23 protein-coding genes and 1 tRNA gene are annotated in these 24,907 nt (G+C 40.7%); 22 read left to right on the forward strand and 2 right to left on the reverse strand.

What is annotated here, in order from left to right; genetic code table 11:
• The first annotated feature begins 24 nt into the window (after positions 1–24).
• From J2S23_RS05560 to J2S23_RS05585, 6 genes are all read left to right on the forward strand, one after another.
• Positions 25–498, forward strand: coding sequence for an NUDIX hydrolase (locus J2S23_RS05560; protein ID WP_307121763.1), 474 nt, complete (start codon positions 25–27; stop codon positions 496–498).
• A 1-nt stretch (position 499) separates the two neighbouring features.
• Entirely contained in the window at positions 500–2,416 is a 1,917-nt protein-coding gene (mnmG, locus tag J2S23_RS05565; protein WP_307121764.1) for a tRNA uridine-5-carboxymethylaminomethyl(34) synthesis enzyme MnmG, read from the forward strand.
• Positions 2,417–2,581: 165 nt separating this feature from the next.
• On the forward strand, positions 2,582–4,558 hold the full coding sequence (locus tag J2S23_RS05570; RefSeq protein ID WP_307121765.1) for a GGDEF domain-containing protein: 1,977 nt from the start codon (positions 2,582–2,584) through the stop codon (positions 4,556–4,558).
• Positions 4,559–4,567: 9 nt separating this feature from the next.
• A complete protein-coding gene (gene rplI / locus J2S23_RS05575; RefSeq protein WP_307121766.1) occupies positions 4,568–5,020 on the forward strand; it encodes a 50S ribosomal protein L9 in 453 nt (150 codons plus the stop codon).
• A gap of 123 nt (positions 5,021–5,143) precedes the next feature.
• Complete coding sequence (gene dnaB, locus J2S23_RS05580; protein ID WP_307121767.1) at positions 5,144–6,499, forward strand: replicative DNA helicase; 1,356 nt, start codon at positions 5,144–5,146, stop codon at positions 6,497–6,499.
• Positions 6,500–6,778: a Veg family protein gene (locus tag J2S23_RS05585; protein WP_307121768.1), complete on the forward strand. Its 279-nt coding sequence runs from the start codon at positions 6,500–6,502 to the stop codon at positions 6,776–6,778.
• A 100-nt stretch (positions 6,779–6,878) separates the two neighbouring features.
• On the opposite strand, the gene J2S23_RS05590 is transcribed toward J2S23_RS05585, so the two are convergent.
• Positions 6,879–6,951 (reverse strand) — tRNA-Lys (locus J2S23_RS05590).
• A gap of 251 nt (positions 6,952–7,202) precedes the next feature.
• On the reverse strand, positions 7,203–8,477 hold the full coding sequence (locus tag J2S23_RS05595; protein ID WP_307121769.1) for a replication-associated recombination protein A: 1,275 nt from the start codon (positions 8,475–8,477) through the stop codon (positions 7,203–7,205).
• A gap of 627 nt (positions 8,478–9,104) precedes the next feature.
• Here J2S23_RS05595 and hisS point away from each other — a divergent pair.
• The 16 genes from hisS (at position 9,105) to J2S23_RS05670 (ending at position 24,860) form a co-directional block, all read left to right on the forward strand.
• Complete coding sequence (gene hisS / locus J2S23_RS05600; protein WP_307121770.1) at positions 9,105–10,382, forward strand: histidine--tRNA ligase; 1,278 nt, start codon at positions 9,105–9,107, stop codon at positions 10,380–10,382.
• A gap of 67 nt (positions 10,383–10,449) precedes the next feature.
• Positions 10,450–10,971, forward strand: a complete 522-nt coding sequence (locus J2S23_RS05605; RefSeq protein ID WP_307121771.1) for an ABC transporter permease — start codon at positions 10,450–10,452, stop codon at positions 10,969–10,971.
• A 112-nt stretch (positions 10,972–11,083) separates the two neighbouring features.
• Entirely contained in the window at positions 11,084–12,838 is a 1,755-nt protein-coding gene (gene aspS / locus J2S23_RS05610; RefSeq protein ID WP_307121772.1) for an aspartate--tRNA ligase, read from the forward strand.
• Entirely contained in the window at positions 12,825–13,766 is a 942-nt protein-coding gene (locus J2S23_RS05615; protein ID WP_307121773.1) for a YitT family protein, read from the forward strand. The genes aspS and J2S23_RS05615 overlap by 14 nt, the downstream gene beginning before the upstream one ends.
• 46 nt (positions 13,767–13,812) lie before the next feature.
• On the forward strand, positions 13,813–14,697 hold the full coding sequence (locus tag J2S23_RS05620) for a YitT family protein (protein ID WP_307121774.1): 885 nt from the start codon (positions 13,813–13,815) through the stop codon (positions 14,695–14,697).
• 406 nt (positions 14,698–15,103) lie between these two features.
• The gene (nrdI, locus tag J2S23_RS05625) at positions 15,104–15,565 is read left to right on the forward strand and encodes a class Ib ribonucleoside-diphosphate reductase assembly flavoprotein NrdI (RefSeq protein WP_307121775.1); all 462 of its coding nucleotides are present in this window, start codon (positions 15,104–15,106) and stop codon (positions 15,563–15,565) included.
• A 57-nt stretch (positions 15,566–15,622) separates the two neighbouring features.
• On the forward strand, positions 15,623–16,642 hold the full coding sequence (gene galE, locus J2S23_RS05630; protein WP_307121776.1) for a UDP-glucose 4-epimerase GalE: 1,020 nt from the start codon (positions 15,623–15,625) through the stop codon (positions 16,640–16,642).
• Positions 16,643–16,996: 354 nt separating this feature from the next.
• Positions 16,997–17,674 (forward strand): nickel pincer cofactor biosynthesis protein LarB, encoded by a 678-nt coding sequence (gene larB / locus J2S23_RS05635; protein WP_307121777.1) that lies wholly within the window; start codon positions 16,997–16,999, stop codon positions 17,672–17,674.
• A gap of 2 nt (positions 17,675–17,676) precedes the next feature.
• Positions 17,677–18,459, forward strand: coding sequence for a nickel pincer cofactor biosynthesis protein LarC (larC, locus tag J2S23_RS11375; RefSeq protein ID WP_503167738.1), 783 nt, complete (start codon positions 17,677–17,679; stop codon positions 18,457–18,459).
• Positions 18,459–18,917 carry a nickel pincer cofactor biosynthesis protein LarC2 gene (gene larC2, locus J2S23_RS11380; RefSeq protein ID WP_503167739.1) on the forward strand — a complete coding sequence of 153 codons (459 nt, stop codon included), beginning with the start codon at positions 18,459–18,461 and terminating at the stop codon, positions 18,915–18,917. Before larC ends, larC2 begins: the two co-directional genes overlap by 1 nt.
• The gene (locus J2S23_RS05645; protein WP_307121778.1) at positions 18,910–19,932 is read left to right on the forward strand and encodes a LacI family DNA-binding transcriptional regulator; all 1,023 of its coding nucleotides are present in this window, start codon (positions 18,910–18,912) and stop codon (positions 19,930–19,932) included. The genes larC2 and J2S23_RS05645 overlap by 8 nt, the downstream gene beginning before the upstream one ends.
• 12 nt (positions 19,933–19,944) lie before the next feature.
• Positions 19,945–20,967 (forward strand): FecCD family ABC transporter permease, encoded by a 1,023-nt coding sequence (locus J2S23_RS05650; protein ID WP_307121779.1) that lies wholly within the window; start codon positions 19,945–19,947, stop codon positions 20,965–20,967.
• A gap of 3 nt (positions 20,968–20,970) precedes the next feature.
• Positions 20,971–21,729, forward strand: coding sequence for an ABC transporter ATP-binding protein (locus J2S23_RS05655; RefSeq protein WP_307121780.1), 759 nt, complete (start codon positions 20,971–20,973; stop codon positions 21,727–21,729).
• 15 nt (positions 21,730–21,744) lie between these two features.
• A complete protein-coding gene (locus J2S23_RS05660; protein ID WP_307121781.1) occupies positions 21,745–22,701 on the forward strand; it encodes an ABC transporter substrate-binding protein in 957 nt (318 codons plus the stop codon).
• The gene (locus J2S23_RS05665; protein WP_307121782.1) at positions 22,702–23,247 is read left to right on the forward strand and encodes a DUF924 family protein; all 546 of its coding nucleotides are present in this window, start codon (positions 22,702–22,704) and stop codon (positions 23,245–23,247) included.
• A 194-nt stretch (positions 23,248–23,441) separates the two neighbouring features.
• On the forward strand, positions 23,442–24,860 hold the full coding sequence (locus tag J2S23_RS05670; RefSeq protein ID WP_307121783.1) for an MFS transporter: 1,419 nt from the start codon (positions 23,442–23,444) through the stop codon (positions 24,858–24,860).
• The last annotated feature ends 47 nt before the right edge of the window (positions 24,861–24,907 follow it).

The following is a 24,907-nucleotide window of genomic DNA, read 5'->3' on the forward strand; positions in this document are numbered from 1 at the left end:
TTAATAGTGTCAAGGAGGTGTCAAGTGACGCAAGATTTTAGAACGACAAGTGATAGAGGCGTTTATGGCGTTCGGGCGACAGCCTTGATTGTCAAAGATGACCAGATTTTCCTCTGCCATGATGAACAGGGCAAGCACTATACTATCGGTGGGGCTATAGAAGTTGGTGAAACAACTGAGGAGGCTGTTTGCCGTGAAGTTCTAGAGGAGATAGGAATTGCTGTCAAAGTTGATGCATTAGCCTTTGTGGTGGAAAATCAATTCTGTCAAGATAGTGTCAACTACCACAACATTGAATTTCATTACTTGGTGACACCGAATGCACCGTTAGAAGAACTTAGCCAGCATATTTTAGACAGTCATCAAAAACTTTCCTGTCGCTGGGTTCCATTGGTTGATTTAGAAAAGTTAAGTGTAGTTCCTGATTTTTTAAAAACAGAACTGTTAAACTGGAATGGGGCTACCAAACATATTGTGATTATGGAAAAGGAGAATTAAGTTGACACATACCTTTACAGAAGAGTACGATATTGTTGTCATTGGTGCTGGGCATGCGGGCGTCGAAGCAGCCCTAGCAGCGAGTCGTATGGGATGTCGGGTCTTACTGGCAACCCTGAGCATTGAGATGGTTGCTTTTATGCCTTGTAACCCTTCTATTGGAGGCTCTGCAAAAGGGATTGTCGTCCGTGAGGTGGATGCCCTTGGTGGTGAAATGGGCAAGAATATAGATAAGTCCTATATTCAAATGAAGATGCTCAACACTGGAAAGGGCCCAGCTGTTCGAGCTCTAAGAGCCCAGGCAGACAAAGAGCTTTACAGCCGTGAAATGCGCAGAACAGTTGAAAACCAGGAGAACTTAACCTTACGTCAAACCATGATTGATGAAATCCTAGTTGAAGGCGAGAGGGTTATCGGTGTTCGGACGGCGACAAACCAAAAGTTTGCTGCAAAAGCAGTCGTTGTAACGACAGGAACAGCCCTAAGGGGAGAGATCATCATCGGGGACCTAAAGTATTCTTCAGGGCCCAATAATAGTTTGGCTTCAGTAGCACTTGCGGATAACCTCAAAGAGTTAGGATTTGAAATTGGTCGCTTTAAGACAGGAACGCCACCACGTGTCAAGGCATCCTCTATTAATTACGAGGTGACTGAGATTCAGCCTGGTGATGAGAAACCTAATCATTTTTCTTTCCTTTCTAGGGATGAAGACTATTTAACAGATCAGGTGCCTTGTTGGTTGACCTACACGAATCAGTCTAGCCATGATATTATCAATGCCAACCTTCATCGTGCTCCTATGTTTTCAGGGATTGTCAAAGGTGTTGGTCCGCGCTATTGTCCCTCTATCGAAGATAAAATTGTCCGCTTTTCGGATAAAGAGCGTCATCAACTTTTCTTGGAGCCAGAAGGTCGTTACACCGAGGAAGTCTATGTTCAAGGGTTGTCGACCAGCCTCCCTGAAGACGTTCAAAAAGACCTGTTGCACTCGATTGTTGGTCTTGAACAGGCCGAAATGATGCGAACGGGTTATGCCATTGAGTATGATATGGTGATGCCCCACCAACTTCGGGCAACTCTTGAAACCAAGAAAATTTCGGGCCTTTTCACAGCTGGTCAGACCAATGGGACGTCTGGCTATGAAGAAGCAGCCGGTCAAGGATTGATTGCAGGGATCAATGCAGCGCTAAAGGTCCAGGGTAAGCCTGAACTGATATTGAAGCGAAGCGATGGTTACATTGGTGTGATGATAGATGATCTCGTTACCAAAGGCACTGTTGAACCCTACCGACTTTTGACGAGTCGGGCAGAATATCGGCTTATTTTACGGCACGACAATGCTGATATGCGCCTGACACAATTAGGGAGAGATGTTGGTTTAGTTGATGATGAGCGCTATGCGCATTTCTTGGCCCATAAAGAGGCTTTTGACAAAGAGTTAACACGCCTTGACAGCATTAAGTTAAAACCAATTGCAGAAACCAATGCCAAGGTAACAGCCATGGGCTATAAGCCTTTGACGGATGCCATGACTGCTAAGGAATTTATGCGTCGTCCGGACGTGAGCTATGAAGATGCCATCGCATTTATTGGGGAACCTGAAGAAACGTTGGCACCAAGAACGATTGAACTTCTCGAAACGGAAATCAAATACGAAGGTTACATTGCTAAAGCGCTTGATCAGGTTGACAAAATGAAGCGTATGGAAGAAAAACGAATTCCAGAAGATATTGATTGGGACGACATTGACTCGATTGCCTCTGAAGCCCGTCAGAAATTTAAGCTAATTAATCCTGAAACAATTGGGCAAGCTAGTCGCATATCAGGTGTCAACCCTGCAGATATTTCTATTCTCATGGTATATCTTGAAGGCAGAAGCCGATCTATTTCTAAAAGTCAATTTAAAAACAAAGGTTGATAGCTGGTTGACGAAACGTTTACAGTATATTTACATCTATTTTTTCATTTTAAATCAAATCAGTTCTGCTTTACCCTAATACTCTTGTTCTTTAGTTGCTTCAAAATCGTTTCTAGCATAGCTTTTTCGGCCTGTTTGTGGTAAAATAACGGCTAGAGGAAAAAAATGAAACCATTTCGATTTGCTAATATTCATTTTCTATTAATTGGAGTACTTTGCTTTGGTGTTTTAGCGACTGCCATCAATCTCCTTTCCAGTCAAGCCATGCTCTTGTTATTGGCTTTCTTTGTTGTTGCTTCTTTTGTGACACTCTTAATCTATCAAAATAAGATTTATGTATTGGATGAGCTGGATAAAATCAAGTATGTCAATGATCAGGCAGAAAATAGTATGACATCTTTGCTGGAAAATATGCCAGTAGGTGTCATCAAGATGAACGCTTCTGAAGATGAGGTAGAGTGGTTTAATCCCTTTGCAGAAATGATTTTTACAAAAGAAGATGGCGAGTTTGACCATGCCAGATTTAAAGAAATCGTGACAGTCGGGTTAGACAAATCAAGGATTTATGCTCATTTTTCAGGAAAACGCTACATTGTTCACTCAGATGAAGCGAATCATCTCTTTTACTTCTTTGATGTCTCTTCAGAATACAAGGCAACACAAGAAGTAACCAGTTTAAGACCTGTAATTGGTGTTATTGGGGTCGATAATTATGATGACCTGGAAGATACCATATCGGATTCTGATATCAGTCAGGTCAATAGTTTCATTGCTAATTTTGTGACTGAATTTACGGATCGGCACCAAATTTTTTACCGTCGTGTAGGGATGGACCGGTTTTATCTGGTGACCGACTATGGTGTCTTGGAACAACTGATTGATGATAAGTTTTCTGTAATCAATCAGTTCAGAGCAGCTGCTAAGGAACTAGAAATCCCGCTTACCCTTAGTATGGGTTATGCCTATGGCAGCCATGACCATAGTGCAATCGGTCAATTAGCAATTCAAAACCTTAATATGGCTGAGGTTCGTGGGGGTGACCAGGTGGTTATCCAGGAGAATGGGGAAAATAAAGCTCCGATGTATTTTGGAGGAAATACTGCTTCAACGGTTAAACGGACCAGGACACGGACCAGAGCCATGATGTCCGCTATTTCTGATAAAATTCGCTCATCGGATAAGGTTTTTGTGGTCGGGCATTGCCACTTAGATATGGATGCGCTTGGGTCAGCGATTGGGATGCAACATTTTGCCAAGAATATCATGCCTGAAGCCTATACTGTCTATGATGACAAAGATATGTTTAGTGATATTGAAAAGGCTATTCAACGGCTCCATGAAGAAGAAACTGAGAATCTGATTACAGTAAGTGAAGCCATGGATAAGGTGACAGCTGAATCTCTTTTGATCATGGTGGATCACTCTAAGATAAGCTTGACCTTGTCGAACGATTTTTATGAGCAATTCAGTCAGGTTGTTGTTGTCGACCATCACCGTCGAGACAGTGACTTCCCAGAAAATGCTGTAATTAGCTATATCGAAAGTGGTGCAAGTAGTGCTAGCGAGTTAGTGACGGAGTTACTCCAATTCCAAAAGAGTGACAGGAATCAACGGTTAACAAGGTTGGAAGCCAGTCTCCTAATGGCCGGAATCATGTTAGATACTAAAAACTTTACCTCACGGGTGACAAGCCGTACCTTTGATGTGGCTAGTTATCTAAGAAGTTGTGGTAGTGATAGTGTTGAAATCCAAAACATCTCTGCTACTGATTTTGATGAATACCGTGAAGTGAATGAGCTGATCTTAAAAGGACAACGCGTGCGCCCAGAGGTTATCATAGCTAAGGCTGATGAGCAGGTGGTGTATGATCGCGTTCTTGCTAGTAAAGCAGCGGACACCATGTTGACCATGTCGGGTATTGAAGCGGCCTTTGTCATTTGCCGTACACAAGAAGACGAAGTAGCGATTTCAGCTAGAAGTCGCAACAAGATTAACGTTCAAAAGATTATGGAAGACATGGGTGGTGGCGGACATTTTGGTCAAGCTGCAGCTCAGATCAAAGACCAGACCTTGGACCAAGTTTATGAGACGCTGACAGATATTATCTCAAAGCTTACGATAAAGGAACCTAACAAAGACTAGGAGGCTAAGATGAAAGTTATTTTTTTAGAAGATGTTAAAGGTAAGGGTAAAAAAGGTGAGATAAAAGAAGTTCCTACGGGCTATGCCCAAAATTTCCTTATTAAAAAGAACCTTGCTAAAGAAGCCACCGCTCAAGCTATTGGTGAACTGCGTGGCCAGGAAAAGGCCAAAGAAAAAGCCCATGCGGAATTAGTTGCAGAAGCCGAGGACATCAAGGCACAATTGGAAAAAGAAGAGACAGTCGTTCAATTTTCTGAAAAAGTCGGTCCAGACGGACGTACATTTGGTTCTATTACCAACAAAAAGATTGCTGAAGAATTGGAAAAACAATTCAACATCAAAATTGATAAACGCCAGATTAAAGTGGATCATCCTATTCGTTCCCTTGGGTCGATTGATGTTCCTGTTAAGATTTATCAAGATATCAATAGCCTTATTCGTTTGTATGTGAGTGAAGCGTAAGCACTGGATCTTTTTACCATAAGGAATCCTCGGAAATACAGTATTCCCGAGGATTTCAGTATGGTGAGGAGTAAATCATTTACAAGTTGGAGAGACATAGTAGGGAGAAGAAAGGAAAAGGTCATGGCAGAGCTGGAAGAATTGCGGGTCCAACCGCAAGATATATTAGCTGAACAGTCTGTCCTCGGTGCAATTTTCATTGATGAAAACAAGTTGGTTTTTGTTCGTGAATACATTGACGCTAGGGACTTTTTTAAGTATGCCCATCAACTGATTTTCCAGGCTATGATTGCCTTAACAGAGCGTGGAGATGCTATAGATGCCACTACTATCCGAAATTATCTGGATGATAAAGGTGATTTGCAAAATATTGGTGGCATCAGTTACTTAGTTGAGGTGATTAATTCAGTTCCCACCTCAGCTAATGCGGAATATTATGCTAAGATTGTTGCTGAGAAATCAAACCTTCGCAAATTAATTGCTAGTTTGACGGAGTCTATTAATCAGGCTTATGATGCATCGGATGGCTCTGACGATATTATTGCCAAGACGGAAAAGTCCCTCATCGATATTGGAGAAGGGGCTAGTCGCAGTGGTTTTAAACGCATTGACGATATTCTAAACCTGAACTTTGAATCGCTCGAAAAAAGGTCCCAACAAACCTCGGATATTACAGGAATTGCCACAGGCTATCCTGATCTGGACCATATGACAACAGGACTTCATGAGGAAGAGTTGATCATTTTAGCGGCACGCCCTGCGGTCGGAAAGACCGCTTTTGCTCTTAACATTGCGCAAAATATCGGGACCAAGCAGGATAAGACGGTTGCCATCTTTTCCCTTGAGATGGGAGCTGAGAGCTTGGTGGACCGGATGTTAGCGGCAGAAGGGGTGATTAACTCTCATTCCCTCAGGACAGGTCAGTTGACTGAGGAAGAATGGCAAAAGGTGACCATGGCTCAAGCCCAACTGGCACGGGCCTCCATCTACATTGATGATACGCCAGGGATTAAGATTACCGAAATTCGAGCAAGGTCCCGAAAACTGGCCCAAGAAACCAAGAATCTAGGACTCATTCTGATCGATTACCTGCAGTTGATCACAGGAACTGGTCGGGAAAACCGACAACAAGAGGTTTCTGAGATTTCCCGTCAGCTTAAGATTTTGGCCAAGGAATTAAAAGTGCCTGTCATTGCCCTAAGTCAGCTCTCACGGGGTGTGGAGCAACGTCAGGACAAGCGCCCGGTGCTTTCAGATATTCGGGAATCCGGATCAATCGAGCAGGACGCGGATATCGTTGCCTTCTTATATCGAGACGATTACTACGAACGGGGAGACGATGAGGAGGCTATTCCTGATAATACGGTCGAAGTTATTATTGAGAAGAACCGTTCAGGGGCGCGTGGAACTGTCAAATTGAATTTCCTTAAGGAATACAATAAATTTTCAAGCATATCAAGAAGAGAGGATAGCTATTAAATGAGTGATGCATTTACAGATGTTGCTAAAATGAAGCAAATCAAGGAAGATATTAAGAACAATCAAGGGAAGTTAGTGGAACTCACCTTGGAAAATGGTCGTAAACGGGAGAAAAATAAGACAGGACGCCTGACAGAGGTGTATCAGTCCCTCTTTATCGTCGAATACGAAGATGAAACAAAGCCAATCGGTGATGCGTCTCGTTTTTACGTTGAATCACACACTTATTCAGATATTTTGACAGAAAAAACCTTGATTCGATATATCGAATCGGAGTAAATAAGGATTGAAAGTAAGTTGACAGAAGTGTCAACTTTTTCTTTTGGCATTACGAAATCATAAAAAACGCTGATAAATCAACGTTTTTCACTATTATAGATACCCCCTACAGGGCTCGAACCTGTGACCCATAGATTAAGAGTCTACTGCTCTACCAACTGAGCTAAGGAGGCATACTGCTGTATTGGTGCCGGAGATTCATGATTTGTATTGAACCCGCGCTAATTAGCAGGTGGGCGACTCGCTCTAACTGAAGCTGCTTCCGCGTGAAACGGCTTGCATGCTGTTAGATGACTTGTGTCTCCCATATAAATACAAAAATTTGTTCGGTCAACACTATTGTATGAATTCGTACACCACAGCAATGTTTATACCTTATATGTTATCACTTTTTGAAAAAAATTCAAGGAAAAATCTTAAAAAATTAATCCGCTTTCTTTAAGTGATCAATCCGTTCCTTATTGCTGGCAAGGGCTCTTTCGTATTTTCCAGTCTGATTGGGTTGGAAATAATTGGCATCTTTCAGCTTATCAGGAAGATATTGTTGGTCGACCCATTTTTCAGGATAGGCATGAGGGTATTTATAATCCACAGAGTTCCCCAGTTCGACGCTGCCTGCGTAATGGCCATCCCTTAAATGTCTAGGAATAGGCAGGGCACCCTTGCTCTTTAAATCAGACAAGGCGGCATCCATAGCGGCATAGGCTGAATTAGACTTGGGCGATAAAGCTAGGTCGATCACAACATTGGCAATCAAGATACGAGCTTCTGGAAAGCCGATGCGTTGGGCAGCTTCAAGAGCGGTAACAGTATGGATTTGAGCATCTGGATTGGCCAGGCCGATATCTTCATAGGCAATGACAGTCAAACGTCTAGCAAGGCTTGGCAAATCTCCCGCCTCAATTAAGCGGGCGGCGTAATGGAGACTGGCATCGACATCTGAGCCACGGATGGACTTTTGCAGGGCCGATAGGACATCGTAATGGCCATCTCCGTCCTTATCCATGGTGATATAGGAACGTTGCAAGCTGTTTTCCACGTCTTGGAGCTGAATATGACGTGTCCCGTCGTCTCTTGGATTGGTCGAGAGAACAGCTAGTTCCAGAGAGTTATAGGCAGAGCGAAGATCGCCATTGGTAGCAGTTGCAATGAAGTCAATAGCCTCTGAATCCACCTCGATGTCAAAGTCAAATCCTCTTTCTTTGTCAGAAATTGCTATTTCCAGAGCTTTTTTGACCTGGTCAATGGTGAGTGGCTCTAGCTCAAAAATCTGAACACGACTGCGAATAGCCGGCGTAACAGAAAAGAAGGGGTTCTCTGTTGTCGCTCCAATCATGGTGATGAGCCCATTTTCCAGTAGCGGAAGCAGGAAATCCTGCTTGGTTTTGTCCAAGCGGTGGATTTCATCGAGCAGAAGGATTAAGCCACCAGAAAACTTGGCCTCCTCCGCAATGGCTTGGAGGTCTTTTTTACTGTCAACGGTAGCATTAAAGGTGCGAAAGGCGTATTTTGTTGTTCCCGCGATAGCAGCTGCAATAGAGGTCTTGCCAATACCGGGCGGGCCGTAGAGAATCATGGAGGAGAGCCGTTTGGCTTCGACCATGCGACGAATGATTTTACCTTCAGCGACCAGGTGGTCCTGCCCGATAACCTGATCAATTGTTTTAGGGCGCATGCGTAAAGCGAGATTATCAGGCATTGTTTCCTCCAAATAAAAGTTTAAAATACCCATTATGGCCTATTAATATAGAATGATCAGACTAAAGAGAACAAGCTTTAACTATTGGGAATAGCCATTGAGCAACTCTGTTGGGTATGGTTTATTTCGTCTAATGATTGACTCTATTATAGCACGATTTGGATTTTTATGAGTTTTGTTGGTCATTCATTAGAGGGCTTCATTTCTGTAAGTTAGATGAATGTCGAAAAAAAGGAGAGAGCTTAGGAAACTTTGTTTTCTGTGTTAATGATCTTGAAAAGTTTTAAAAAATAGATTTTAGCGAGCGAAGCGAGCCAAAACTGAAACTTTCCGTTGTGATAAAAATGCCTGAAATGATAAGATATCAGAATTCAGAAGATTTGAGACTTTAGGCTCAAAATTTAGGGTTGCTAACAGTCTGGGGGACTGTTAAAGGTTGGAAATAGAGCAAGCAATAGCTTGAGTCAGACGTCCGAAGGGAGTCGCTACCGTCCGTTATCATTTAAGGAATGTTTCTAAAATGACTTTACCTTCAATATTGGAAAACTCGAGTATTTCTTAGACTTATAGGTAAAATCAAATTGATTTATGGTAAAATAAAGGTATTCTATTATGAAGAGGTAAGACATGAAACAACAAAAACCTAAAGGAACTCAAGATATTTTACCGGGGCAATCAGAGAAATGGCAATACGTTGAAGCGATTGCTCGAGAAACCTTTGCTCGGTATAACTACTCAGAGATTCGGACTCCTCTTTTTGAGCATTACGAGGTGTTTTCGCGTGCAGTTGGGGATACTTCTGATATTGTAACCAAGGAAATGTATGACTTCTACGACAAGGGAGAGCGTCATATTACCCTTCGTCCAGAAGGAACAGCAGGTGTGGTGCGTGCTTATGTGGAAAATAAATTGTTTGCTCCTGAAGTTCAAAAGCCTGTCAAGGTGTTTTATATGGGATCTATGTTTCGTTATGAACGCCCTCAGGCAGGAAGACTCCGTGAGTTCCACCAGCTTGGGGTAGAGGCCTTTGGCTCTGCTAATCCAGCGACGGATGTGGAAACCATGGCTATGGCCTATCAGTTCTTTCAAGGCTTGGGCCTTAAGGATGTGAGGTTAACTTTAAACAGTCTTGGAAATGCTGAAAGTCGAGCCCGTTATCGTCAGGCTTTGATTGATTACTTGACGCCATTAAAAGACCAACTGTCTAAAGATAGCCAGCGTCGGTTGGCAGAAAATCCCTTGCGAGTGCTAGATTCGAAAGAAGCTGAAGACAAAGAGGCTGTCGCAGAAGCACCGTCTATATTAGATTTTTTGGATGAGGACAGTCAATCTCATTTTGATGCTGTGCGTGGGATGCTTGAATCTCTTGAGATTCCCTATGTGATTGACACCAACATGGTGCGTGGCCTAGACTACTACAACCACACCATCTTTGAATTTATCACTAAGGCTAATGGGTCAGATTTGACTATCTGCGCTGGTGGTCGTTATGATGGCTTGGTTGAGGAATTTGATGGTCCAGCGACCCCAGGCTTTGGCTTTGGTCTTGGGCAAGAACGCTTGCTTATGATTTTAGAGGCGCAAGGGATCGAGCTACCTGTTGAGACCGGACTTGACCTCTATGTAGCTGTTCTCGGTGATGAAGTTAACCTGGCTGCTCTCAGTCTGGTCCAAGCTGTCCGTCACCAAGGATTTAAGGCAGAACGTGATGTTTTAGGACGTAAACTCAAAGCTCAGTTCAAATCGGCTGATGCCTTTGGGGCTAAGGTCTTGATTACGCTAGGGGCTAGTGAGGTTGAGACAGGCCAAGTCACCCTCAAAAATAATGTTAGTCGAGCTGAACTCACCGCCAGTCTAGAGGAGGTCAAAACCAATTTTGCTAGTCTGCTGGAGCAATTAGCATAGTCATTGTGAATTTTCTTGTATTTCTTTCTTTGTCATGGTATACTAATACAAAAGACAGGAGGATCTTATGAAAAAACAACCCATTTATCTGTATGTTTTAGGAGCTTTATCCCTTATTTCAACACTCTTAAAACTGCCCAATGTTTTTGCTACGCAGTTTCCTGAAATTCCTTATGAATCAACGGGAGATGCTCAGGCAGATGCGGCTATAAAGGCCTCTCAAGAATTTGTCAAAGGGAGCTTCACGATTCAAACCAATATGATTAGTAAGTTTTTGGTTCTTGTCATGCTGGCTTTATTGATTGCAGTAGCGGTTTTTCTCTTTAAAAAACAGTATGAAACAGCAGGATGGATTTATGTTGGCTATCTCGGAACGACCTTGCTTTACCAATTGTATACGTTCTTAGCTTCTCGTCATTTGCTTGATTTGTATACTGATGAGACAATGCGAAGCGTTGCGTCAACATCACTTTTGGTAGGTTTTGGGATTCAACTGCTTATTTTCGCGGTTTATCTTGGCATCACACTCTTTAATCTCTTGAGAAAGCCAAAGGTGAGCCGTGTGGATAGCACTGCGGGAACTATCTAAAAAAACTCTGAAAATCACTGCTTGGCGGTGATTTTTTTCTGTAATCTGCTCTGCTATTTTCCTAGACTTATGATACAATAGAGAGTGAGATTAAATCTAAGGGAGAGTAGATATGAAACGATCGCTTTATGCTGGGCGAGTACGTGCGGAGCACGTCGGCCAAGAGATGACTTTGAAGGGCTGGGTAGGCCGTCGCCGAGACTTAGGTGGCCTGATTTTTATTGATTTAAGAGACCGTGAAGGGATCATGCAGCTGGTTGTGAATCCTGAGGAAGTGGCTGCTGATGTGGTAGCTGTTGCCGAGAGCTTGCGGACCGAGTATGTGATCAGTGTGACCGGGACAGTGGCTTTGCGGGAACAGGCCAACAGCAAGCTGCCAACAGGTGAAGTTGAGCTTCAGGTGAAGGCGTTGACAGTTCTGAACAGTGCTAAAACCACACCATTTGAAATCAAGGATGGCATCGAAGTGAGTGATGATAACCGTTTGCGTTACCGTTACTTGGACCTTCGCCGTCCAGAGATGTTGGCTAACTTTAAGTTGCGGGCAGCAGTGACGCACATCATCCGTAATTACTTGGATGACTTGGAGTTTATCGATGTGGAGACACCGATTTTGACTAAGTCAACGCCTGAAGGGGCGCGTGACTACTTGGTACCAAGTCGTGTCAGTCAGGGGCATTTTTACGCCCTGCCACAAAGTCCACAGATTACCAAACAGCTATTGATGAATGCTGGCTTTGACCGCTACTACCAAATCGTCAAGTGTTTCCGTGATGAAGATTTGCGTGGGGACCGTCAGCCTGAGTTTACCCAGGTCGACTTGGAGACCTCTTTCCTTAGCGAGCAAGAAATTCAGGACATTACGGAAGGTCTTTTGGCGCGTGTCATGAAGGAAACCAAGGGCATTGAGGTGACCTTGCCCTTCCCTCGAATGGCTTATGCGGATGCTATGAACAACTATGGTTCTGACAAGCCAGATACCCGCTTTGAGATGTTGCTTCAAGACATTACAGAAATCGCTAAAACCGTTGATTTCAAGGTCTTTTCGGAAGCGCCTGTCGTCAAGGCGATTGTGGTTAAAGGGTTAGCGGACAGCTACTCTCGAAAAGACATTGACAAATTAACCGAGTTTGCCAAGCAGTTTGGTGCCAAGGGTCTTGCCTGGGTCAAATACGCTGACGGTGAGTTGGCAGGTCCTGTGGCCAAGTTCTTGGTGGATGCGACAGATGCCTTGGTCGAGCGCTTAGAGTTGGCGGATAAGGATTTGGTGCTCTTTGTGGCGGACGAACTTGAGGTGGCAAACAACACCTTGGGTGCCCTTCGTAGCCGTATTGCCAAAGAGCAAAACTTAATTGATGCTGATCAGTTCAATTTCCTTTGGGTAGTCGATTGGCCCATGTTTGAGTGGTCTGAGGAAGAGGGCCGCTACATGTCTGCCCATCACCCCTTCACTTTGCCAACGGATGAGACGGTTGAGCACTTATCCGGGGATCTCAGTAAGGTTCAGGCCATCGCCTATGATATCGTCCTTAATGGCTACGAGCTTGGTGGTGGAAGCTTGCGGATTAACACCCGCGAGCTTCAGGAGCGCATGTTTACAGCCTTAGGGTTCTCGACAGAAGATGCCAATGAGCAGTTCGGCTTCTTGTTGGAAGCGATGGACTACGGTTTCCCACCACATGGTGGCTTGGCTATCGGGCTTGATCGTTTGGTCATGCTTTTAGCTGGCAAGGACAATATCCGTGAAGTGATTGCTTTTCCTAAGAACAATAAAGCTAGCGATCCGATGACACAGGCACCGAGTCTGGTGGCAGACAAACAATTGGAGGAATTAAGCCTCCAAGTAAAAGGACATGAAAAAGAGTAAATATTATCGTTATTTTAGGAAAAAAATTCTGCGATTAGCTCAGCAACATGAATTTCTCAAGGGCTTGATTAGTATTTCAAGAGAAAAGTATGCGGAACGTCTGACGGGTTCAGTGATCTATGGTCTCTTATCAGCCATTGCCGTCAAGGTCTTCTATGTTCCCAGTGGCGTTTATTCGAGTGGTGTGACCGGTTTGGCGCAGATTTTGTCAACGGTCTCTGAACGCCTTTTCGGTGTCTATATTCCAATTTCACTTGGATTTTATGCCATTAACATTCCGCTTTTGATTTTGGCTTGGTATAAGATTGGCCATAAATTTACGATTTTTACCTTTTTGACGGTAACCTTCAGTGCTTTCTTCATCCAGTTAGTTCCCGAGATTACCCTGACGGACGAGCCTTTGATGAATGCGATTTTTGGAGCTATCTTTCTAGGAACTGGTATAGGCTATGCCCTGAAAAATAATGTCTCAAGTGGTGGGCTTGATATTATCAGTATCCTAGTCCGCAAAAGGACCGGCAAAAATGTGGGCGCGATCTCGACAGCTGTCAATATTGGCATTATGCTCATGGCTGGGCTTCTCTTTGGCTGGGAATATGCCCTCTATTCGATGGTGGCTGTTTTTGTCGCGGGTCGGGTCATGGACGCCATCTATGTCAAGCAGAAAAAAATGCAGGCCATGATAGTGACCAATAAACCTGAGCGCGTGACGGCACGGATTCATCACAAGCTACATCGCGGTGTGACCATTATCAATGAAGCTGAAGGCGCTTATAATCATGAAAAAAAGACAGTTTTAATTACCATCATCACTCAAGCAGAATTTAATGAATTTAAGTACCAGATGAAGAAGGCTGATCCTATGGCCTTCATCTCTGTTGCTGAGAATGTCCAAATCATCGGCCGTTTTGTGGAGGATGATAGGTAATCACTAAGAATCCTATAGAAAAAAGAGGAGACAGACAGAACGCATTATGAAGTTAGACTATCGGATTTCCCCCCTCAATATTTTAATGATTACATTGGGAACGGCTCTCTATGCCTTTGGTTTTGTGAACTTTAACATGGAGAACCACTTGGCTGAAGGTGGGGTTAGCGGGATTACCCTGATTCTCCATTCTTTATGGGGGCTCAACCCAGCCTACACGTCTCTCTTAATCAATATTCCAATCATTTATGTTGGTGCCAAGTACTTTGGTCGGAAATCCTTGATGCTAACAGTCTATGGGACAGTTGCTTTGTCAGTTTTTATCGAGATTTTCCAAAGGATGGAGCTGCATATCAATGTTGGTCAAGATATCTTAATCGCCGCCCTTTTGGCGGGATTGTTTGGTGGAGCTGGCTTAGGACTGGTTTTTCGATACGGTGGCACAACGGGTGGTTCAGATGTCATTGCTCGGATTATTGAGCACAAGACTGGCAATCAGGTGGGGCAAAGCCTGCTCATTTTAGATATTTTTGTGCTATTGGCTTCTCTGAGTTATATTGACCTGCGTCACATGATGTATACAGTCATCATGGCTTTTGTCATGAGCCAAATCATAGATCTTGTCCAAAATGGTGGGTATGCGGTGCGTGGGATGCTTATTATTTCCAAGCATCCTGAGAAGATTGCAGCGACTATCTTGCATGAACTGGGCCGAGGGGCGACCTATTTGAATGCCCAAGGTGCTTACTCTCATTCAGATATTAAGGTGCTTTACGTGGTCCTCAACCCTAATGAGGTCAACCAAATTAAGGGAAGCCTTAATCAAATTGACCCCGATGCCTTTATTTCTGTGATCAATGTCCATGAAGTGATTGGTGAGGGATTCACCTGGGACATTCCTAAAAAAGGCCTGAGGAATCTCAAAAAATAAGTATCAGGGTTGAAAGGCTTTTTTCGTCTATCAGCCCTTACCAATATCCTTTAATGGCTTGCATAAGGTGAGAATGGAACAGAAGTCATGATTTCGAAGAAAGTGACTTCCCCGCCCTTTTTCAGTTTTGAGGTTCAGGCTGAAAAGGTCTATCCTCAGACTTCACTCCCATCTCCGCACAGTTGATTAGGGATGTAAAAGCTGATGAAATCAGCGAATGAGAGGGCACTCAGCAGTGGATTATTGGCGTTGAAGCACCTAATGATTTGTGCAGGAGTAACTCTAAAACTGGCAAAGCCAGTGAGTGTTACTCCAAACCACTGCGCCAATCTGTTATTATTATCAAATAAAGAAGCTTGAGACACTTTTGTCTCAAGCTCATTAACCTGTTTTAGTTAGGAAAAAAATGATAACCTTACGATTTGTATATATTAGTTTAAGTGGAAATACGGCTTCCTTTGTGCGTCGCATGAGCCAGCATTTACTGGAGAAACATGGGGATGCCATTACTATTGATGCTGTTGATGTGAAAGAGCTGGTTAAAGATGGTCAGGATTTTTATGAAATGGCTGGCCCTTTTGTGGCCTTTCTACCGACCTATCTAGAAGGCGGTAATGGGGTGGATAATGGTGATCAGGAAATTCTGACCAATCCCCTTGGAGAGTTTATCGCCCATGCGGATAATTTTAAGCAATGCTTGGGCATTGTCGGTTCAGGGAATCGGAATTTCAACAACCAGTACTGTTTGACAGCTAAACAGTATAGCCAACGGTTTGGTTTTCCAGTTTTGGATGATTTTGAAATGCGGGGGATGTTAGACGACATCAAACGGATTTCAGAAAAAATAGAAAGTTTATATAATATTTAGTAAATTTTACTAAAAAGTGCTATAATACTAGTTAAAACAAGAGAAATGAGGTCTGACATGGCTATTTTGATTACAGGTGGTGCGGGCTATATCGGTAGCCACACAGCAGTTGAGTTGATTGCGGCAGGCTATGATGTCGTCATTGTGGATGATTTTTCCAACTCGTCTCCTGAGGTTCTGAATCGTCTCAAAACGATTACAGGCAAGGAGATTCCTTTTTACGAGGGGTCTATTCTTGATAAATCCTTCTTGCGCGATGTCTTTGACAAACACGATATTGTATCGGTGATTCATTTTGCAGCCTTTAAGGCGGTCGGGGAATCCGTTGAAAAACCGCTCATGTACTACCATAATAATATCTCTGGGACTATTGCTCTCCTGGAAGTGATGACTGACGTCGGTGTGAAAAACATTGTCTTCTCGTCATCAGCGACAGTCTATGGGATGAACAATCAAGTGCCTTTCCTTGAGGAAATGCCAACATCAGCGACCAATCCTTATGGCTATACCAAGGTCATGATGGAGCAAATCTTGACTGATGTGGCGCATTCTGACCCTGAATGGTCTGTGGCGAATCTTCGTTACTTTAATCCAATCGGGGCTCACGAGTCTGGTTTGATTGGAGAGGCGCCAAACGGCATTCCAAACAACCTCATGCCTTATATCTCGCAAGTCGCTGTCGGCAAGCGTGAACAACTCTCCGTCTTTGGGGATGACTATGACACGCCAGACGGTACAGGGGTTCGAGACTACATTCATGTGGTTGACCTAGCTAAAGGCCATGTCCTAGCGGTAGCCAAGAATCTCCAAGAACCAGGAGCCAAGGTCTATAATTTAGGTACCGGCATTGGTTACAGTGTTCTGGAGTTGGTTAAAGCTTTTGAAGCAGAAAATGGCATTGCCATCCCTTACCAAATTTGCCCACGTCGTGCAGGCGATATTGCGACTTGTTATGCCAATGCTGAAAAAGCCAAGACAGAGCTTGGCTGGATTGCTGAGAAAGACTTGGCCGATATGGTCCGAGATACCTGGCGCTGGCAGAAAAACAATCCAAACGGCTACGATACAACCAAGTGACTAAAAATCCCGACCAGTAGGTTGGGGTTTAAAATAACAATTGATTTTACTAGTTAGACATTAGTCTGGCTAGTTTTTTTGTCTCTTTATCAACTGTAGTGGCTTGATGAAATGTCATAACTTAGAGCAGATCACATTGGTTCTTCCTTTTTGTTTTGATGGAGGAGAATAACTGTTCATTGAGTTTGTTAGAGAAAATTTAGAAATGTAAATATGACAGGATATTTTTGATAAAGACATTTTATAAAAAAAGCGTAAAGAGAAAACGTTTTCCTTAAAAATAAAAAAATTTAAGGAAAAAAATTATATAATTTAAGTAAAAATAAGGCAATTATAAATAATAAGGAATACGGTATGAATAGTAAGGAAATGATTAAGGAATTTAGCCAGGTTGATTTGAAACGTAGAGAATTAAAAGGGTATCCAGAGATTATCTATGGTGCTCACAAAACAGCGAGTCAAATTTTAGCAATTAGTAAACAGATAGATATAGTTGGTCAACCTGTTTTAATTACTCGTTTATCGAAAGAAAAGTATTTAAATATAAAGAATGAGTTGCCTAAAGGAACATATTACGAAGGTGGAGAAATTTTTTATACTCGTAAACAAGATCAGATGGGTAAAGGAAATGTTTTAATTCTATCTGCCGGAACTTCAGATTATAAAGTGGTAGAAGAAGCTGCAGTTACTTCAGAATGGCTGGGATGTAAAACTGAGATTATTCAAGACGTTGGTGTTGCAGGAATTCATCGTCTTTTAAGCAAAATTGATAAAATTCGACAAGCAAGTGTCATCATAGTTGTAGCTGGTATGGAGGGTGCTTTGCCAAGTGTTGTCTCCGGATTAGTAGAAGTCCCATTAATCGCTGTCCCAACCTCTGTTGGATATGGAGCGAACCTTGAAGGCATAACAACACTGCTAGCTATGACGACTTCATGCTCCTCAGGAGTAAGTATCGTAAATATTGATAATGGGTTTGGAGCGGCGTATCAAGCAGCACTAATTATCAAGCTTATAAACAAGGAGGTTTAATAATGGGAAATCTTTATGTGGATTGTCAGTATGGTATTGCTGGAGATATGTTTTTATCAGCATTAATTGACCTAGGGGCGGATATTTCATACATTATAAATGGATTAAAACAATTACCTATTTCAGAGTTTGAATTAAATGTAGAGACTAAGATTGAAAAAGGGATTGCTGCAAAACAATTGGTTTTAAATTTTATAAATAACGAAAATGAAACTCCTCTCGGAATAGATAATCATGATAATCATCACGAGCATCATGGACATCATCATAAACATCATGATGCTTCACAGATATTAAAAATGATTTCTGATAGTGAGTTGCCAATGAGAGTGAAAGATCGAAGTATATCATTATTTTCAGAAATTGCTAGAGCAGAAGCGAAAATCCATAATCAATCTATTCATAAAGTTCAGTTTCATGAAGTCGGAGCAATGGACTCCATTATAGACATAATTGGTGTGAGTCTAGCATTGGAAAATCTAGGAATAGATGAGTTAATTTTTTCTAGTCTAGCAACAGGACAAGGAAGAATTAATATCGCTCACGGATTATACCCTATTCCTGCTCCAGCAACAGCAGAAATTTTAGTAGGTGTCCCCTTAAATGGTTTTAGTTGTCAGGGTGAATTAACAACTCCAACTGGAGCAGCTTTTGCCAAGGTTTTAGCGAAAACCTATTCCGAAACACCAGATGGAATTATCGAAAATATTGGTTATGGGGCTGGAACAAATTCATTTCCGCATCCAAATGTTTTAAGAGTAATGAAGATAAAAAAAAAGAACTAATCAGTGTTGTAGAATGCCAAATTGATGATATGACTGGTGAGGGATTAGGGTTTGTAATGGACTTATTAACAAAAGATGAACGTGTCTTAGATGCTTATTATACGAGTGTTCAAATGAAAAAAAATCGTCCTGGGACACTATTAAGCGTACTAGTTGAAGAAAAGCATGTTACTGCTATTACAAAATTATTACTACAACATACAACAACCTTTGGTGTTCGAATATATGAGAGTCATAGAGAAATTCTAGAAAGAAGCTTTCAATATATAGAGACACCATATGGTTCTCTTAAGGTTAAATTAGGGTATCTTGGAGAAGATTTAGTTAAAGTAGTGCCTGAGTACGAAGATGTAAAAAGTATTGCTCAAAACAATAATCTTCCGTTCCCGCCTCTCTATCAGGAAATGATTGTATTGGCCCAAAATAGATTTAAGTCAAAGGTGAAATCGGATGAGTGAAGAAAAAAAAGTAACTTTAAAAGATGTAGCAAAATTAGCTGGGGTGTCTATAACGACGGTTTCTCGTGTAATCAATGGAGAAGCAAGTAAATCCGCTAGTATTGATGTTCAAAATCGCGTTTGGGAAGCTGTAAGAACACTATCTTATGTTCCTAATCGAGCAGCCCAAGAGTTAAAGAGAAAAAAATCTCGTCAAGAAATGCACGCGAAGACAATTACCTGTATTTTTTCAAGAACGGCTGACACACAAAGAGATCCTTTTTTCTCTGAAATTTCTCGAATGTTAGAAACAGAATTAATAAGAAGAGGATACGTGATGAAATTAGTTTTTTCTTCGTATCATTTGACAAGCCATGAACTAGACCGATTGCTTCGTGATGAAATAACTACGGGTGTTGTAGTGTTAGGTAAAATAGAACAAAAGCACATTGAAATTATTAAACGTTATGCTAAATTTATAGTTTATGCAGGAGTAAATCGTCTTAATTTTTCTATCGACCAAGTAATTTGCGATGGTTATGAAGCTGGTTGGTTGGCAATGGAACACCTCGAGAAACTTGGTTTTGACGACATCTATTATATTGGAGAAGTTGAAAATGAAATACGTTTCAATCTTTTCTGTGATTATATTAGAAAGATGAAAATTAAACAGCAAAATCGTGTGATTGCGTGTGATTTTTCTGCCAATTCGGCGTATTCAGCGACTAAGAAAGCATTAGAAACCGGTGCTGATCCCAAGGCAATTTTTTGTGGAAACGATGTAACAGCTTTAGGAGTTCTGAGAGCTTTGAGAGAAGCAGACTATAATGTACCTAAAGATGTCTCTATTGTCAGTATTGATGACATAGAGATGTCTCAGTATGCTGATCCCATGTTGACAACAGTTAGAGTGGATAGAGATTTACTTGGAAAATATGCTGCAAAATTAATCATAAATCGTATTGAAGAAGGAAATGATACTCCTATAAAATTATTACTCCCACCTAAATTAATTGTTAGGGATAGTACAAAATGATGGGTTAAAGATATGAGATCAAAATTACTTTACTTGGGATTATCTTGTTTTTTCATTGTGAGCATTATACTAGCTGTTAGTCTTGGATCAGTAAAAGTCCCCATAGGAACAACTTATCAAATCATTAACCATCATCTTTTTAATATTTACGATTCTTCTAATTGGACTGTTGTTCAGGATAATATTATATGGCAGTTACGGTTACCTCGTGTATTGATGGGAGCCGTAATCGGTGCCACTTTGTCAGTTTCTGGAGTTTGCATGCAAGCTCTTACGAGAAATCAACTTGCCGAACCATTTGTGCTAGGAGTTTCTTCAGGTGCAAGTGTCTTTGCTACTCTTGGCATTATTTTTGGAATTTTCAACTGGCTGGGCGTCTATGCGTTGCCCTTTTCAGCCTTTTTAGGAGCGTTCGTTTCTTTTACCTTTGTTTATTTTTTAAGCTATTCTCAGAGAAGAATCAATATAGCATACCTATTGTTAACAGGGGTTGTAATCTCAATGATTTGTGATGCTCTAACAAAAGCTATAACATTGAGTGCACCGAATGCTTTAGGACTTCATAATGTTGAGTTTTGGATGGCAGGTAGTTTGGCAAGCGTCAAATGGGATTACTTGGGTATGCCTGTAATAATCATTGCCTTATCTCTCCTATATCTAATGGTAAATTATAAAAAATTAAACCTTCTGTTATTTGGAGAAGAGACCGCTATGAATTTAGGAGTTAATGTCAAGTCTTTTCAAAAGATTTTAGTTATAGTAGCATCTCTGCTGACAGGAGTTAGTGTTGCTATAAGTGGAACTATAGGGTTTGTAGGATTAATTTGTCCTCATTTTGCAAGGCTCTTAGTAGGGAGTGACCATAAACGTGTCCTAGTAGTTTCCGCTATTCTCGGAAGTATTTTAGTTATTTGGGCAGATGTTATGGCGAGGTTAATCATTGCTCCAGAAGAATTACCATTAGGGATATTGACAGCTATTTTAGGCGGCCCCTTCTTTATCTTCTTCTTAAAAACAAATAGGAAAGTACGGTGAAGTATGGATATTAGAATAAGGGAAGTTAAGGCGGAGATTAATCGACATCTTGCCCTCAAAGGAATTGATTTAGAAATTAAAGAAAAAAATATGGTTGGAATCATTGGTCCTAACGGCAGTGGTAAGACGACTCTATTAAAAACTTTAGCAGGGTTTATTCCTACAAAAATTGGTAATATTTCAATTAATGGGCAGTCCATTAAAAAACTAAGCCCTTCCCAGATGGCAAAGTTGGTTTCTGTTGTCAGTCAAGAACGCGAAGATCATTTTGATTTTACGGTAGGAGAGATTGTTATGATGGGGCGTTATCCCTATCAAGGGCTTCTAGAAACGGAAACAACAAAGGACAGGGAAATTGTTGCAGAGGCAATTAATAAAACAGGTTTAACACCCCTAAAAGACCGACGTTATGTTGATTTATCAGGTGGAGAGCGTCAGCGTGTTATGATTGCAAGGAGTTTGGCGCAAGAGAGCTCTTTGATCATTTTAGATGAACCGACAAATCACCTAGATATTTTTCATCAACTAAATCTATTTGAGTTATTAAAAAAAGAAAACAAATCAGCACTAATTGCTATCCATGATATTAATTTTGCTTTAAAATATTGTGATACAGTTATTGTTATGAAAGACGGGGAAATCGTTAATAAGGGTGATGCCCAAAAAGTTATAACAGCTCAACTTTTAAAAGAAGTCTTTCAGATTGAAGCAGAGATTATATATCACAAAAATACGCATCAACCTGTGATTGTTTATTTATAAGAAAGGAAAACTAATATGAATCTGAAAAAAATTGGAATTACACTTCTATTATTACCAACAACTTATCTCTTAGCAAGCTGTACCAACAATAAAACGACAACTACAACGACACAAGAAGATAAAGAAATAAAGATTAATAACTATGGCAGAGAAGTGACGGTTACTCATATTCCTGAAAATGTAATTACAATCGGTCCTAATGCTAGTGAGCTATTTGTTGCTTTAGGTCTGGAGGATAAAATAATTGGAAATGCACTTGATAATCATAGCAGAGGCCCATTACCGGAGTATGAAAAAGGGTATGCTAAAATTCCTGAATTAACCTATGGCTCTCCGACTCGTGAAGCTGTATTGAGCAGTGGTGCCGACTTTATTTATGGTATTGACTGGGAATTCGGTGAAGAAGGATTGAATATTGATGAATTAAATGATTATGGAATTACGACTTACCTAAACAGTGCTCATACAATTGACCAAGTTTTTCAAGAAATTGAGGATCTTGGAATGATTTTTGATATAAAAGAGGAAGCTTCAAATTTAATAGAGGATCAATCTAAACGTCTTGAACGTGTTCAAGCTTCAATAGATTGGGAACCGGTCAGTGTTTTAGTATATGATAGTGGTAATAACGGAGTATTTACTGCTAGCCAAAAGAACTTTGAGACTCGTCTTATTGAAGCAAGTGGGGGAGTCAATATTTTTTCTGATTTAACAGAGAAAGACTGGGTTACAGTTAGTGCAGAAGAAGTACTTTCTCGAAATCCTGAGGTAATTATTATCCATGATTATGATGCCCAATCGGCTGAAGAGAAGATTGCTGAATTGAAAAATGATCCTGTTCTGAATCAAGTGAAAGCAGTTAAAGACGAGGCTTTTGTAGTTATTTCATTGGAAAGCGCTTTGCCGGGACCTAGGACAGCTTATATTGTTGAAACGTTATCAAAGGCATTTGAAAAGGTAGGTAATAATTAAATGGTTGTGAAGCCTAATGATGTTTTGAATTTTTGGTTTTCTCCAGAAAACAAAAAATTACACTTTGCAAAATCTAAGGTATTTGATCAAAAAATAAAGGAATTATTCTTAAAAACGTGGGAGGCAGGTCAATCAGGAGAATTGTTTTCATGGAGATCTACTTTACATGGACGTGTGGCAGAGATCATCGTGCTAGATCAATTTTCTCGAAATTTATTTCGAGATTCTAAAGAAAGTTTTACCCAAGATCCAATGGCTCTCGTTCTAGCACAAGAAACAGTAAAACAAGAAGGTTTTTGGGAACTTGACAAGGACCTACAACTTTCGGCCTTAATGCCTTTTATGCACTCTGAAAGTCGAGTAATCCATGAAGAGGCCGTACTTTTATTTCAAAAAGTAGGTGATGTTAAAAAGCTATTTTATGAAGAGAAACATAAAGAAATCATCGATCGATTCGACCGATATCCTCATCGTAATGCAATATTAGAAAGAGTTTCTACAGCGGAAGAAAAATCTTATCTTACACAGGAAAATCCAAATTTTTAAAAAATATATCTCAGGAAAATCAAAAAATCATAAAATACAAATAAGGCTTAGCAAATAAGAGTACCAATTTGTAATAATTGGTACTTTCTAAACCTCAGAACATGGAAACGTTTTCCTAAATTTGGCTGGAATTTTTGTAATTTTATATTATATTAGACTTATAATAAAAATTTATAAAAACGGAGGAACAGCAAATGTCTCAAAAAAACATAAACTCAGACATTTCTGAAGCAAAAGGCTGGCAGTATAGTCTTGGTAATTTAGGGAACAATACTATCTTCATGACAGTCGGAACCTATGTGATGTTCTTTTATACCAACGTAGCAGGAATATCACCTCTTGCAGCCGGAACGATATTTATGGTTGCCCGTCTCATAGATGCATTCACGGATCCTTTGATGGGAATGATTGTTGATAAAACTAATACGAGATTTGGTAGATTTAGACCTTATGTAATGTTTGGTTCACCGATTTTAGGGATTATTTTTACATCGCTCTTTGTCATGCCAGATTTTTCCATGAAAGGAAAAATTACTTATGCAATGATAACTTATATCATGTATTCATTGGCTTGGACAGTAGTACAGATTCCTCAATTAGCAGTACCATCTTTATTAACAAATGATGTTGCAAGAAGAACTCGTATTCAAGCTCAATTCCAGGCTTTTGGGTCAATTGCATCCCTTATTGTTACATCCTTTGCCCTTCCAATACTCGATAGACTTGGGGGACAAGAAGATCCTAGTGCTTGGTTTAAATTAGTAGCTGCTTTTGCGGTAATGGCAGTTATCTCAATGAATATCTCAATTAATGCGGTAAAAGATAGAGATGTCTATAACCCTGAATTCAAAGCTATAAAAAATAAAAATAAATTATCCTTTAAGGAAACATTCTCAGTTATCACTAAGAATAAGATGTTGTTATCTATTCTTGTAGCTTTTGGTACAGATATGTTTGCTTTCCAGGTTGCAAATACACTACGTATTTACTTCTTCCGCTATAATATGGGAGGACGGACGGACCTGATTTCATATATTGGTATGGCAGGAACGATTTACAGTTTTGTGATTGTAATGTTTATTCAACAAATGGTTTCCAAATGGGGCAAGAAAAAGTCTATATTCTGGATGGAAGCATTAGGGATTGTTTTCATGCTTCCGATGCTAATTACTGGACTTCAAAATAAATATTCGGTTGCTCTTGTAATGGCAAGTTATTTGTTAACGGGATTCTCGTTTGCGATCACTAATATGCTGAGTCGATCTGCGGTTCTTGACTCAGCGAACTATGCAGAAATGAAAACAGGTATCAAAGGCACTGCTCTGGTTAATTCATCCTTTACTTTTGTTAACAAAGTATCTCAAGCCTTATCTGTATGGTTAGGTGGCTATATTCTTCAGGTAGTTGGTTATGATGCTAACGCTGCACAGCAAAATTCTCAAACGCTTATGGCAATTTTGCTAATTTGTACTGTTTTACCAATTATTGGTTATGTATGTTCATTAATTGCTCTTAAGTTTTATCCTTTGACTCGTGGGGATGAAATCGAGTTGCAAAAATATATGGATGAAAAATTAAAAAATAGAGAGACAGTAGACGATATAGCTATTTAGTAAATTAACAAGGTATTCCTGTATGTGCTCTATATACAGGAATATTT

The organism is Streptococcus moroccensis (genome assembly GCF_030812835.1).
In the GTDB taxonomy this organism is placed as follows: Bacteria; Bacillota; Bacilli; order Lactobacillales; family Streptococcaceae; genus Streptococcus; species Streptococcus moroccensis.

What these genes read in the sequence shown, in the direction of transcription:
- J2S23_RS05570 (WP_307121765.1), top strand. Translation starts at nt 2,582, where the DNA reads ATGAAACCATTTCGATTTGCTAATATTCATTTTCTATTAATTGGAGTA.
- rplI (WP_307121766.1), top strand. Translation starts at nt 4,568, where the DNA reads ATGAAAGTTATTTTTTTAGAAGATGTTAAAGGTAAGGGTAAAAAAGGT.
- dnaB (WP_307121767.1), top strand. Translation starts at nt 5,144, where the DNA reads ATGGCAGAGCTGGAAGAATTGCGGGTCCAACCGCAAGATATATTAGCT.
- J2S23_RS05585 (WP_307121768.1), top strand. Translation starts at nt 6,500, where the DNA reads ATGAGTGATGCATTTACAGATGTTGCTAAAATGAAGCAAATCAAGGAA.
- J2S23_RS05595 (WP_307121769.1), bottom strand. Translation starts at nt 8,477, where the DNA reads ATGCCTGATAATCTCGCTTTACGCATGCGCCCTAAAACAATTGATCAG.
- hisS (WP_307121770.1), top strand. Translation starts at nt 9,105, where the DNA reads ATGAAACAACAAAAACCTAAAGGAACTCAAGATATTTTACCGGGGCAA.
- J2S23_RS05605 (WP_307121771.1), top strand. Translation starts at nt 10,450, where the DNA reads ATGAAAAAACAACCCATTTATCTGTATGTTTTAGGAGCTTTATCCCTT.
- aspS (WP_307121772.1), top strand. Translation starts at nt 11,084, where the DNA reads ATGAAACGATCGCTTTATGCTGGGCGAGTACGTGCGGAGCACGTCGGC.
- J2S23_RS05615 (WP_307121773.1), top strand. Translation starts at nt 12,825, where the DNA reads ATGAAAAAGAGTAAATATTATCGTTATTTTAGGAAAAAAATTCTGCGA.
- J2S23_RS05620 (WP_307121774.1), top strand. Translation starts at nt 13,813, where the DNA reads ATGAAGTTAGACTATCGGATTTCCCCCCTCAATATTTTAATGATTACA.
- nrdI (WP_307121775.1), top strand. Translation starts at nt 15,104, where the DNA reads ATGATAACCTTACGATTTGTATATATTAGTTTAAGTGGAAATACGGCT.
- galE (WP_307121776.1), top strand. Translation starts at nt 15,623, where the DNA reads ATGGCTATTTTGATTACAGGTGGTGCGGGCTATATCGGTAGCCACACA.
- larB (WP_307121777.1), top strand. Translation starts at nt 16,997, where the DNA reads ATGAATAGTAAGGAAATGATTAAGGAATTTAGCCAGGTTGATTTGAAA.
- larC (WP_503167738.1), top strand. Translation starts at nt 17,677, where the DNA reads ATGGGAAATCTTTATGTGGATTGTCAGTATGGTATTGCTGGAGATATG.
- J2S23_RS05645 (WP_307121778.1), top strand. Translation starts at nt 18,910, where the DNA reads ATGAGTGAAGAAAAAAAAGTAACTTTAAAAGATGTAGCAAAATTAGCT.
- J2S23_RS05650 (WP_307121779.1), top strand. Translation starts at nt 19,945, where the DNA reads ATGAGATCAAAATTACTTTACTTGGGATTATCTTGTTTTTTCATTGTG.
- J2S23_RS05655 (WP_307121780.1), top strand. Translation starts at nt 20,971, where the DNA reads ATGGATATTAGAATAAGGGAAGTTAAGGCGGAGATTAATCGACATCTT.
- J2S23_RS05660 (WP_307121781.1), top strand. Translation starts at nt 21,745, where the DNA reads ATGAATCTGAAAAAAATTGGAATTACACTTCTATTATTACCAACAACT.
- J2S23_RS05665 (WP_307121782.1), top strand. Translation starts at nt 22,702, where the DNA reads ATGGTTGTGAAGCCTAATGATGTTTTGAATTTTTGGTTTTCTCCAGAA.
- J2S23_RS05670 (WP_307121783.1), top strand. Translation starts at nt 23,442, where the DNA reads ATGTCTCAAAAAAACATAAACTCAGACATTTCTGAAGCAAAAGGCTGG.